This is a genomic window from Pseudomonas sp. PA-5-4B, assembly GCF_021606215.1.
In the GTDB taxonomy this organism is placed as follows: Bacteria; Pseudomonadota; Gammaproteobacteria; order Pseudomonadales; family Pseudomonadaceae; genus Aquipseudomonas; species Aquipseudomonas edaphica.
This window is the reverse complement of the sequence record NZ_WKDB01000071.1, coordinates 1-11,738: the sequence shown is the minus strand read 5'-3', so window position 1 is coordinate 11,738 and position 11,738 is coordinate 1. Positions and strand designations below refer to the sequence as shown.

At 61.4% G+C, this 11,738-nt stretch carries 11 protein-coding genes; 7 read left to right on the top strand and 4 right to left on the bottom strand.

What is annotated here, in order from left to right; translation table 11 throughout:
* The first annotated feature begins 149 nt into the window (after positions 1–149).
* Together GIW28_RS25500 and GIW28_RS25495 are read left to right on the top strand one after the other, a co-directional pair.
* Positions 150–1,055: a LysR family transcriptional regulator gene (locus GIW28_RS25500; protein WP_017137765.1), complete on the top strand. Its 906-nt coding sequence runs from the start codon at positions 150–152 to the stop codon at positions 1,053–1,055.
* Between the two features lie 241 nt (positions 1,056–1,296).
* The gene (locus GIW28_RS25495; protein ID WP_099547773.1) at positions 1,297–2,091 is read left to right on the top strand and encodes a class II aldolase/adducin family protein; all 795 of its coding nucleotides are present in this window, start codon (positions 1,297–1,299) and stop codon (positions 2,089–2,091) included.
* Positions 2,092–2,228: 137 nt separating this feature from the next.
* Here GIW28_RS25495 and GIW28_RS25490 read toward each other — a convergent pair whose 3' ends face one another.
* The 4 genes from GIW28_RS25490 to GIW28_RS25475 all read right to left on the bottom strand — a co-directional run bounded on the left by GIW28_RS25490 (position 2,229) and on the right by GIW28_RS25475 (position 7,177).
* Positions 2,229–3,311: an LLM class flavin-dependent oxidoreductase gene (locus tag GIW28_RS25490; RefSeq protein WP_017137767.1), complete on the bottom strand. Its 1,083-nt coding sequence runs from the start codon at positions 3,309–3,311 to the stop codon at positions 2,229–2,231.
* Positions 3,312–3,606: 295 nt separating this feature from the next.
* A complete protein-coding gene (locus tag GIW28_RS25485; protein WP_177032236.1) occupies positions 3,607–4,914 on the bottom strand; it encodes an ATP-binding protein in 1,308 nt (435 codons plus the stop codon).
* Positions 4,911–5,651, bottom strand: a complete 741-nt coding sequence (locus tag GIW28_RS25480; RefSeq protein WP_169987242.1) for a response regulator — start codon at positions 5,649–5,651, stop codon at positions 4,911–4,913. The genes GIW28_RS25485 and GIW28_RS25480 overlap by 4 nt, the downstream gene beginning before the upstream one ends.
* A 116-nt stretch (positions 5,652–5,767) precedes the next feature.
* Positions 5,768–7,177 (bottom strand): aminotransferase-like domain-containing protein, encoded by a 1,410-nt coding sequence (locus GIW28_RS25475; RefSeq protein WP_138452299.1) that lies wholly within the window; start codon positions 7,175–7,177, stop codon positions 5,768–5,770.
* Between the two features lie 158 nt (positions 7,178–7,335).
* Here GIW28_RS25475 and GIW28_RS25470 point away from each other — a divergent pair, with 158 nt between their 5' ends.
* The 5 genes from GIW28_RS25470 to GIW28_RS25450 all read left to right on the top strand — a co-directional run bounded on the left by GIW28_RS25470 (position 7,336) and on the right by GIW28_RS25450 (position 11,513).
* The gene (locus tag GIW28_RS25470; protein ID WP_016968943.1) at positions 7,336–7,500 is read left to right on the top strand and encodes a rubredoxin; all 165 of its coding nucleotides are present in this window, start codon (positions 7,336–7,338) and stop codon (positions 7,498–7,500) included.
* 27 nt (positions 7,501–7,527) lie between these two features.
* Complete coding sequence (locus GIW28_RS25465) at positions 7,528–8,397, top strand: sugar phosphate isomerase/epimerase family protein (RefSeq protein WP_169987244.1); 870 nt, start codon at positions 7,528–7,530, stop codon at positions 8,395–8,397.
* 67 nt (positions 8,398–8,464) lie between these two features.
* Positions 8,465–9,097 carry a LysE family translocator gene (locus tag GIW28_RS25460; protein WP_017137772.1) on the top strand — a complete coding sequence of 211 codons (633 nt, stop codon included), beginning with the start codon at positions 8,465–8,467 and terminating at the stop codon, positions 9,095–9,097.
* Positions 9,098–9,177: 80 nt separating this feature from the next.
* On the top strand, positions 9,178–10,236 hold the full coding sequence (locus GIW28_RS25455) for a diguanylate cyclase (RefSeq protein ID WP_176991942.1): 1,059 nt from the start codon (positions 9,178–9,180) through the stop codon (positions 10,234–10,236).
* Positions 10,237–10,283: 47 nt separating this feature from the next.
* Positions 10,284–11,513 carry a M20/M25/M40 family metallo-hydrolase gene (locus GIW28_RS25450; protein ID WP_236459137.1) on the top strand — a complete coding sequence of 410 codons (1,230 nt, stop codon included), beginning with the start codon at positions 10,284–10,286 and terminating at the stop codon, positions 11,511–11,513.
* Positions 11,514–11,738 lie beyond the last annotated feature (225 nt).

The window sequence follows — 11,738 nt, the reverse complement described above, 5'->3', positions numbered from 1 at the left end:
TTTTTAATGATTAGCTTATAGCTTTAGGTAATTTAGAACCGGTCTGAATAGCGTTAGACGTTATCGATCACAGCGCAGGCTATCCAGACCGCCGTGTGGCAACTATGCTTGCCACACATCTTAATGACTGTTCTCTATGTGCGGCCCAAATGAAAATTGACGATATCGATGCCTTTGTCGAAGTGATTCGTTGCCAGTCCATCAGCCACGCCGCCGAGTCGTTGCAGTTGACTCAACCGGCCATCACCCGCCGCGTGCAGAACTTCGAGCAGGCGCTGGGCGTGGAGCTGTTCGACCGCAACACCAAGCCGCTCAAACCTACGCTGATCGGCACGCGGGTGTATGAACAATGCCGGTTGATCCTGCGCGAGATGGATGCCCTGCGTGAGCTGGTGGCCACCGATGCGCCGCCCACCGGCGTGTTGCGCCTGGGCGTGCCGCAGACCATCGGCGATGTGGTGCTGCTGGATGCGCTCAAGCACTTGCGCAGTGAATACCCCGACTTGCGCGCCCAGGTCGCCACCGGTTGGGGCAGCCAATTGGTCGGCAAGATCGAGCGCGGCGAGCTGGATGCGGCGGTGGCGTTGTTCCCGGCGGGCAAGATCTTCCCGGACAACATTGTCGGCGAGTCCATCGGCAAGATGGAGTTAGTGGTGGTGTGTGCCAAGGCACAGTTGCCGAAAAAGCCCTGCAAGTTGGCTGATGTGTACCAGGGCGGCTGGATTCTCAACCCGGATGGCTGTGGTTTTCGTGCCGGGTTGCAGCGCACCTTGTCCGACCAGGGCTTGGCGCTGCGGGTGAACCTGGAAACCTTCGGCACCGAATTGCAACTGGGCCTGGTGGCGGACGGCCTGGGCCTGGGACTGGTGCCGCGGCCGCTGCTGGAGCGCAGTGCGCACCTTGAGCAACTGGCGGTGGTGCCGCTCAAGGACTTCAAACCGGTGATGGATTTGTGGCTGATCTACCCGCACTTCCTGGGCAACCTGCAAGGGCCGGTGGATGCGTTTGGGACGCTGGTGGCGGCCTCTTTACACAAGATTCGCAACGCTGCGTGAGTGCAGACTGATCGTTCCCACGCTCTGCGTGGGAATGCCTCCTGTGACGCTCTGCGTCACGCTTTGGGACGCGGAGCGTCCAGGGCTGCATTCCCACGCGGAGCGTGGGAACTATCTATGTGGTAGCTGATTTTTTATAAAAAAAAATAATAATTAGCTTAGATTAAAATGTGCTTTTTATTATTTTTGGCCATCCCCTAGGCTGACTGGAAGTCCTTAAGGCCATCCAGGAAGTTTTGCCATGAGCAGTGTCACCTCGATTTCCAGCGTTTCCAGCAATGTCCGCCAGCGCGTCACGCCAGAAGAGTGGGAGGTGCGCGTCAAGCTGGCGGCGGCCTATCGGCTGGCGGCGCTGTACAAATGGACAGACCACATCTATACGCACTTCTCCGCCCGCGTGCCGGGGCCGGATGAGCATTTCCTGATCAACGCCTACGGGCTGTTGTTCGATGAAATCAACGCCTCCAACCTGGTCAAGGTCGACCTCGATGGCACGATTGTCGACGACCCGACCGGCCTGGGTATCAACTACGCAGGTTACGTGATCCACAGCGCCATCCACGGCGCGCGTCATGACCTGCAAGCGGTGCTGCACACTCACACCCGCGACGGCATTGCGGTGTCGGCACAGAAGGATGGCCTGCTGCCGATCTCCCAGCACGCCATCGCGTTCTCCGGGCGCGTGGCGTACCACGGTTATGAAGGCGTGGCGTTGGACCTGGATGAGCGCGAGCGCTTGGTGGCTGACCTGGGCGATAAGAGTGTGATGATTTTGCGTAACCATGGGCTGTTGACTGCCGGTATCAGCGTGGAACACGCCTTCCAGCAACTGCAAGGGCTGGAGCGCGCGTGCAATATCCAGATCGCGGCGCAGGCAGGCGGCAATGCCGAGCTTGTCTTCCCGCCGGCAGAGGTGGTGGCCAAGGTGGAGGAGCAGGCCAAGGTGTTCAGCAATGGCGCAGGGCCGGGTGTGGCGCGGCATTGGAATGCGTTGATTCGGCAGTTGGAGCGTACGGATACCGACTACAAAAACTGAACTTGAAACTACTGAAGATCAAAAATGTGGGAGCGGGCTTGCTCGCGAATGCGGTGGATCAGTCAATATTTGCGTTGACTGACCCGCCGCATTCGCGAGCAAGCCCGCTCCCACATGGGTTGTGTGGTGTTCTTTAGTTAGGCGACCTGTTTGGCTTGTTCGCGCTCGGCGACCAGCTGGCGGGTCAGTGGGATCAGCTGCTTGCCGTAGTCGATTGCGTCGTTGAGCGGGTCGAACCCGCGTATCAGGAAGGTGGTGATGCCCAGGTCGTAGTAGTCCAGCAATGCCTGCGCGACTTGTTCGGCGGTGCCGACCAATGAAGTGGAGTTGCCCTGCGCGCCCAGCAACTCGGCGATCCCGGTCCATAGGCGCTTATCCAGGCGCGAACCTTGCGCTGCCGCTGCCAGCAAGCGGCGCGAGCCTTCGTTGGGTGGTTCGCGGCGCACAAAGCCCTGCTTGTCAGCCAGTGCGGTCGCCTGTTGCAGGATTGTCTCGGCACGTGCCCAGGCCAGCTCCTCGGTTTGCGCGAGGATCGGGCGCAACGACAAGCTGAAGCGAATCGTGCGCCCGTGCTTGGCCGCTTCTGCGCGCACCTGGGTCACCACTTCGCGCACCTGCTCGTAGGTTTCGCCCCACAGCGCATACACGTCGGCATGTTTGCCGGCCACCGCAATCGCGGCCGCTGAAGAGCCGCCGAAGTACAGCGGGATATGCGGTTGCTGCGGCGACTTCACCGTCGAGTGCGCGCCTTCGACCTGGTAGTAGGTGCCTTTGAAATCGAAAGGCTGCTCGTGGGTCCATTCCTGGCGCACCACGCTGAGGTATTCGTCGGTGCGTGCGTAACGTTCGTCCTTGCCGATATGGCTGCCATCGGCGCGCAGTTCACGGTCATCGCCGCCGGTGATGATATGCACGGCCGTGCGCCCGCCGTTGAACACGTCCAGGGTCGCGAACTGGCGAGCGGCCAGGGTCGGCTGGGCAAAACCTGGGCGATGGGCGATCAGGAACTGCAGCTTTTGGGTCACGCTGGCGGCATGCGCGGCGATCAGCGTGCTGTCCGGGCTGTTGGAATGAAACGCCACCAACGCGCGGTCGAAGCCGGCCGCTTCGTGGGCGCGGGCCACGGTTTCGACGTAGTCCGGCTGCAGGGTAGGGCCGCTGCGCGGGTGAATCTCGGAAGCGTGATGGCCGCCGATGTAACCGATAAATTCGATGCTCATGGTCTGTCCTTGTCGATTGCGCGATTAACACCTCCTCCGGGCGTGGGGTCGGTCACTCGGGTCAAAAGTAAGGGCCGTGGCGGGGTCTGTAAAATGCCTGTTGGTTCTAACCTAATTATAAAAAGCAGAATTATCATGCGTAAATTTTATTAAAGCTGTGCACTCAATGTGGCGAGCAGGCTTGCCCTGCGTTGGGTGGCGAAGCCGCCCCAATTCAGACGGCGCGGTGAATCAACTGGAAGGGGCCGCTGCGCAGCCCAACGCAGGGCAAGCCTGCTCGCCACAGAACAGTGCGCTAAAGACTCAAACGGATCTCGGCGCACAAGCCGCCTTCAACCCGATTGCTCAAGGTCAGCGTGCCGCCGATCGCCACCGCCAGTTGCTGGGCAATCGCCAACCCCAGCCCGGTGCCGCCGGTGCCGCGATTGCGTGAGCTTTCTACCCGGTAGAACGGCTGCAGCACCTGCGCCAATTCGTCTTCGGCAATTCCGGGGCCTTGGTCCAACACCTTGATCGACAACTGCCCATTGGCTGTCGAGCCGACTTCCAGCTCGGCGTTGCCGGCGAATTTAAGGGCGTTGTCCACCAGGTTCACCAACACGCGGCGCAGCGCGTGGGGGCGGGTGTCGAGGATCAGCGCGCTTTTGCCGCGCAGGCTGACCTGCTTTTGCATGTCCTGATAGTCAAACACCAGGCTGTCGAGAAAGGCGTCCAGGTCAATGCGGTGGCTGGCCTCGGTGGCGCCGTGAACGCTGCGCGCATACGCCACGCCTTCACGTACCAGGTGCTCCATTTCGCTCAGGTCGCTCCACAGTTTTTCGCGGTCGGCGCTGTCGTCCATAAACTCGGCGCGCAGTTTCATGCGGGTGATCGGCGTTTGCAGGTCATGGGAAATCGCGGCGAGGATCTGCATGCGTTCCTTGAGGTATTCGGCAATGCGCTGTTGCATGGCATTGAACGCCGCGGCGGCATGCGCGACTTCACTCGGGCCGGTTTCGTCCAGGGGGGTGGGGTGAGCGTTCGGGTCGAGGGTTTCGACCGCACGGGCCAGGCGTGTCAGCGGGCGCACGGCCAGGCGCACCGCGACCCAGGTGCAGCCGAGCAGCAGCGCCAGTTGCAGCACCAGCACCACCGGCAACCAATAGGCTACGGGCAGGGCGGCGGGGCGTACGTCGAGGGTGATCGGGTTGCCATCGGCCAGGGTCAGGTGCACCTGGAAGTGTTTCTGGATGCCTGGAATATCGCGAAAGGTCAGGGCGTAATGCTCGCCCAGTGCGTCCGCAATCGAGGTGGCGGCCATTGGCACATCGTTGCTAGTCATCGGTTCACCGGCCTCGCCGGCGTTGAGCAAGTACCGGTAATTCTGCCGGTCGAGACGCGCCAGCCAACTGGCGCGTTCGTTGGCGGGCAGGCGGTCGAGGATGGCCACCGAGGTGGACACGTCGTTTTCCAGGTTGCCGAGCATCACCGTGCGCGCACTGATATAGCGCTCGTAGAACTGCGCACTGAATGACAACCCATGGGCACACACCAGGCTGATCAGAAAAATCAGCGACAGTTGGGACGCCAGTGTGCGCGGCCAGCCAAGCCGCCATGGCCTCATTGCTCGGCCCCGAGGATTTGCACCGCCAGTGAAAACACATAACCCTCGCTGCGCACAGTCTTGATATAGGCCGGTTCGCGGGCGTCATCCAGCAAGCGTTGGCGCAAGCGGCTCACCAGCAGGTCGATGGAGCGATCGAACAAGTCGGCGTCACGCCCCTGGGTCAGGTTCAGCAATTGGTCGCGGTTGAGTACGCGCTGCGGGTGGTCGAGAAACACCCGCAACAGACGGTATTCGGCGCCGCTGAGGGCCACCAGGGTGTCGTCCTCGTCGAGCAGGTGGCGGGCGGTGGTGTCCAGGCGCCAGCGACCAAAGCGGATCAGCCGCCCGGTTTCACTCACTATCAGGTTCGGTGGCAGCATGCGTGTGCGGCGCAATACCGCGTTGATGCGCGCGAGTAATTCACGCGCGGCGAAAGGCTTGACCAGGTAATCATCGGCGCCCATTTCCAGGCCGATGATGCGGTCGGTTTCATCGTTGCGCGCCGTGAGCATCAGCACTGGCGTGGCTTTGTGCTTGCCCACCCGCAGTTCGCGGCACAGCTGCAAGCCGTCGTCGCCGGGCATCATGATATCCAGCACGATCAAGTCCACGGGGGTAGTGTCGAGGAAGCTGCGCATCTGGCGGCCGTCGGCGACTACGGTGGTGCGCATGCCGTTTTTCTTCAGGTAATTGCCCACCAGTTCGCGGATTTCCCGGTCGTCATCGACGATCAGGATGTGATCGACATGATCCATGCTGCCTTCCTCGTTAAATGCTCTTGGCCGCAGTCTAGCCATCGCCGCAGCCTTTGCCTTGTGCGCTTTGTATTGCAGTGTATCTGGCGCTGACCAGATACACGGCGAAGCAAAAATCAGTGGCGCACGGCCTTGAGCAACAGCGCCTCGAACACCCGCTGGGCGCGCGGCTCATCAGTGTGGGCGACATTGAAGCGCATCGAATTGAGGTGCGCCGGGTCGTAGCCGAACAGCGCGCCCGGCGCCAGCACCAGGCTGCGTTTCAACGCCTCCTGGGCCAGCAGTTCACCGTTTACGCCCTTGGGCAGGCGCGCCCAGATAAACATCCCGCCTTCATACGCCATCGGCAGCTCGCAGCCACAGCGCTTGAGCCATTGTTCGACGCGCCCGCCGGACTCCATCAAACGCTGGACCATACGCTTGCGGTGCTTGGCGTAGCTGCCTTCGCTGAGCATGCGGTAGACGATCTGCTCGAACAGCTCCGAGGTCACGCCGCCGCTCATCAGCTTCATGTTGGTGAGGTTGGCGGCCAATTGCGGCGCGGCCACCACGTAGCTGACGCGGGTGTTGGCGCTGAGGATCTTGGAGAACCCGGACAGGTAGGTGACCTGATCCAGCCCGGCGAGGGCGGCCAGGCGCGGCGGCGGGTTGGGATGCAGGTCGCCGTAGAGGTCGTCCTCGACGATATGGCAATGGTACTGCTGGGTCAGTTGCAGCAGGCGAAACGCCTGGCCGGGGCTGAAGGAATGGCCGGTGGGGTTATGCAGCACGCTGGTGGTCAGGTACAGGCTGGGGCGATGCTCGGCCAGCAGCTGTTCGAGGGCAGTAAAGTCAAAACCGTCGGGGCGCCGCTCGATGGTCACCACTTTGACCCCGTGCAGGGCCAGGTTGGCGTGGAAGTTGAAGTAGCACGGCGCGTCCAGCAGCACCGTGTCGCCGGGGCGCGCCAGCAGGCGCATGAGCATGTCCAGGCCCTGCACGGTGTTGGGCGTGGTGATGATCTGTTCCACCGGTACCGACAAGCCTTCGCCGTGCAGCTTCTGTTGCAGGGCCTGGCGCAAGGGCAGCAACCCGGCCGGCGTGCCCAGGCCGGCGATGCGCAGTGACGGCGCACGCACCACGCTGCGCATCGTTTGGCGGATGGCCTCGCCGTTCAACCAGTCCTCCGGCAAGTGCCCGCCACCGGGGCGCAGCTCGCCGCTGGCGGTGACCAGCGGGCGGCGCAGCACGCTGAGCAGGTCTTGGGGCAGCAGGTCGACCCAGGTCGCGGCGGCCGGGCGTGCGGTTTCCATCGCCACAAAATAGCCGCGGCCCTGGCTTGAGGTCAGCAGGTGGCGCCCGCGCAGGCGGTCCAGTGCTTCGTTGAGGGTGAACTTGCTGACGCCCAGGGTCTGGGTCAGCTCACGCACCGACGGCAACTTGCTGCCGGGTGCCCATTCACCGGCCTCGATGGCCTGGCTGAAGGCGTCGACGATCTGCTGCACCTTGGGCGTGCCTTCCACAAAAGCGATGGCGGATACAAACATAAACCTTCCTTGTCTTTGCCGGTGCTTTTACCGGTGAAGTTAGGCCGGATTAGGCACCACTTTACCTGCCTTGTGCAATGACGCTGCCCTAGACTGCGCGCCATCTCGCCGGAAACTGGCGAAGTTTCTTACACGCGAGCAATGGATTTCGCATTCTCATGAAGACTTATATGTGCGCCCCCTGCGGTTTTATGTACGTAGAAGAATTGGGTATTCCGGAGGACGGAATCCCGGCCGGCACCCCTTGGGAAGAAGTGCCGGAAGACTGGACATGCCCTGACTGCGGCGTGACCAAGGCCGACTTTATGGCCATTGAACTCTAATCCTCCATCAACGAAAGGAATCGCTCCATGGAAAGCAAACTGATCAACCCCACCGTGCCGTTCTGTACCGGTGTGGCGCACCAGAAATACCTCAGCGCCGAAAAAGGCCTGCAAACCGCTATCGAGGGTGATTGCACCCATTGGTACATCGACGGCAGCCTGTTCGGCGAGATGGTCGACGACTGGACCGATGCACGCATTGAGAGCCTGCAGGCGCAAATCGCCGCCACCGGCGTCAAGCCGATCTTCCACGGCAACTTCAAGGCGCCGCTGGGCAGTGACGTCGAGGCGTTCCGCGCAGCGGCGGTGGACTACGTAAAAAAAGAGATTGATATCGCCAGCCGCCTGGGCGCGCCGTTGATCATCCACGGCGGCTGCATCGTTGAGCCAAAAATGGTGCTGATGGCCAAGAAAGTTGCGCTGGAACACTACCTCAAGTCGGTACAGGAACTGGCGAGCTACGCCGAGGCCAAGGGCACGGATATCTACCTGGAGAACCTGTCCAACTACGTCAACTACCGGCCGTTCCACTACATCTTTACCCATGAGGCCGAATACGCGTTTGTGTTCGAGTGCTTGAAGGCCCATGGCAACGTGTACTTCTTCCTGGATGCGGGCCACGCCAACATCGAGAACGGCCTGCCGGCCGACGTGGTGCGCAAGTATCACCACTTGATCAAGGGCATTTCTTTCAGCAACAACAATGGCGTGCAGGATCAGCACTTCGGCATTCATGACGGCAACTGTGATTACGCCGACGTGGTGCAGGCCATCGTTGAAACCAACTGGAAGGGCCTGGTGGCGTTCGAAACCCGCAACCAGACCGCGAAGGCCGCCCTGGCCGACCTGGCGCTGATGTACCGTGAATCCCTGACCACTGAAATTGCCGTTGCCTGACAGGCGCAGGGGGCGTGCGTTTCAAGCGCGCCCCGTTGTTGTTTTTACCATTCCAAGGTTCTGGCCCATGACAAGTGCGTTAACGCTGTCTTCGTTTCTCTACTTCCTGCTGTTTTGCGCCACCATGACCTTCAGCCCCGGCCCCATGACCCTGTTGCTGTTAAGCCTGGGCTTGAAGGACGGCTTGCGCAGTTCGATCCCGGCCCAGATCGGCGCCAGTGTGTCCTACCTGATTTCCATCCTGATCTTTGCCGTGGGCTTTTCGGAACTGATCAAGGGCAACCTCGCCATTACCCAGACCATCCAGTTTGTCGGTGTGGCCTATATTCTGTACCTGGCCTACAAGCAGTGGACCAGCAGCGGCGTGTCGATCAACCAGGGCGGCGCCGTGGAAGGCTCGCGCAGCCTGTTCGGCAAGGGGTTGCTCACCGGGTTTTCCAACCCCAAGACCATCATCATGTTCAGCGCCGTGTTCCCGCAGTTTGCCGGTGCAGGCGAGCACAGCTCGGCGGCGGATATCGCCATCCTCGGGTTGACGTTTCTGACCCTGCAGTTTGCCAGCGGCTGCCTGTACTGCTATTTCGGCCAGCGCATCAAGCACGTGCTGGAAAACCCCAAGCGCCGGGTGCTGTTGCAGCGGATCACGGCGGTGCTGCTATTGGGTGTTGCGTTGATGCTGGCGCGCGGGTTTTCGCACTGAAGTATTAGCAGGTAAGCAGTAGTGGCGCTTTGACGTTGCCCTGTTAGACTCCAGGCACTCATCCAGGATTACACCCCACCATGTCAGCCGCCGGAGGAAATGGACTTCCGCTCGCTTCGCGCCTGTTCAAATCGCGGCTCTTGGGGCTGACGCTCGGTTTTGTCTGCGTGGTATTTGGCATGTACCCCTTGCACCCGTCGCTGTGGGTGTGGGCCTGGATGCTGATTAACGCGTTTGTGTGGCCGCACCTGGCCTACCAGTTGTCGCGCCGGGCGAGCAACTCACTGCGCAGCGAACGGCGTAATTTACTCTTCGATTCGTTCTGCGGCGGCTTCTGGGTCGGTGCCATGCACTTCAACCCGCTGCCCAGCGTGACCACGCTGTCGATGATGACCATGAACAACGTCGCCATCGGCGGGCCGCGCTTTATGCTCGCCGGCTGGGTGGCGCAGGGGCTGGGCATCGGCGCCGCCCTGCTGGTGTTCGCGCCGGCGTTTGTCGCGGTGACCAGCGAGGCGCAGCTGTATGCGTGCCTGCCGATCCTGATGCTGTATCCCCTGGCGCTGGGCTGGATCTGCTACCGCCAGGCCGTGACCCTGGCCCGCCACAAGCGCGAGTTGCTGGCCTTGAGCCGCACCGACAGCCTGTCCGGCCTGCTCAATCACGGCGCCTGGAAGGACCATCTGGAAATCGAGTTTCAACGTTGCCGCCGTGAACAGGTGGGCGCGGCCATTGCGCTGATCGACATCGACCATTTCAAGACCATCAACGACACCTACGGGCATGTCACCGGCGACATCGTGCTGCGCCAACTCAGCAAGGTGTTGCGCCAGAACCTGCGGGCGTCCGACCTGGCCGGGCGCTATGGCGGCGACGAGTTCTGTGTGATTTTGCCAGGCATGCCGCTCAATCGCGCCACCGAAGTGATGGACGCTTTGCGTGATCGCTTCAGCGCACTGGCCTATGTGCAAGACCCGACCCTGCGCGCCAGCTTGAGCATTGGCCTGGCGCCGTACCAGCCGGCGCACGCCGACTCCACCAGTTGGCTCAACGACGCCGACCAGGCGCTGTATGAGGCCAAGAGCAGCGGGCGCAACCGCGTCAGTTCCGTGCAAGGCAGTTGGTTACGCTCGGTTTAGTGGGGTAGGGTAGCGCAGCACACCCCCACAACAACAAGGACCGGTCCATGCTCTTCACCTTCTCCCGTACCCTGCTGGCCGCCACCCTGGCCCTGACCTTCACCGTGCCGGCCTACAGCGCCGAACCCCACAAGCAAATCCAGGCGGATGCCGAACAGTACAAGGCCGAGGCCCTGAAACTGCTCGAACGCCTGGTGAACATCGATTCGGGTTCTGGCTACGAGCCGGGCCTGACCCAAGTGCGCGACATTGCCGTGGATGAGCTCAAGCAGCTCGGTTTCAACATTGAGCTGGTGCCCGACAAAGCGGCTAACAACAGCCATGTGATCGCCACTCTCAAGGGCACCGGTAAAGCCAAGATCTTGCTGATGGCGCACATGGACACCGTGTTCAAGGAAGGCTCGGCCGCCGAGCGACCGTTTCATATCAAGGATGGCCGCGCCTACGGCCCCGGCGTGATGGATGACAAGGGCGGCATCGTCGCCGGCATCTACGCGCTCAAAGTCCTGAAAAACCAGGGCTTCAAGGACTACGCGCAAATCACCTTCCTGCTCGATGCCAGCGAAGAAACCGGCTCAGAAGCCGCCTCCGAACTGATCCGCAAAACCGCCAAGGCCCACGACGTAACCTTGAACCTGGAACCCGGTCGCCCAGCCGACGGCCTGGTGGTATGGCGCAAAGGCAGCGCCACCGCCGTGGTCGAAGTCAAAGGCAAAGCCGCCCACGCCGGCGTCGCCCCCGAACTGGGCCGCAACGCCGCCATGGAAGCCGCGCACCAGATTCTGCAACTGGGCAAACTCGGCGATGAAGAGAAGAAAACCACCATCAACTTCACCGTGATCAAGGCCGGCGACCGCACCAACGTCATCCCCGACCAAGCCACCGCCAAAGCCGACGTGCGCGCGGCACTGCCGGAAGAGTTTGATCGGATCGAAAAAGACCTGGCGCGGGTGTCAGCCAATAAGCTGATCCCGGACACTGAAGTGAAAACGAGTTTGTTGCGCGGCCTGCCGCCGATGCCACAGACGCCGGAGTCGGACAAATTGGTCGCGATTGCCCAGGGAATCTACGGCGAACTGGGCCGCAAGTTGACCATTGAAGGCAGCGGCGGGGCGGCGGATGCGAGCTTGTCGGCTGGGGTCGGGACGCCGACGTTGGATGGGTTTGGGATTGTCGGTGGGAATATTCATACGCCGGAGGAATATGCCGAGGTGGAGAGCGTGGCGCCACGGGTTTATTTGTTGAGTCGGATGATTATGGAGTTGTCGAAGCGGTGAGAGGTTCGCAGGGCTCATTGAACGGCTGAACGTACTCATGTGGCGAGCAGGCTTGCCCTGCGTTGGGCTGCGCAGCAGCCCCAAAACAGACGACACTGGTTAACGCTAGTATCTCGCTTTTTCCCTATTGGGGCTGCTGCGCTGCCCCACCCAGGGGCAACCTGTTCGCCACAGTGGGGGGGGGGTTTAGGTGTGGAGGTGGGGTTTTTACCCTGTTGAGGGGTG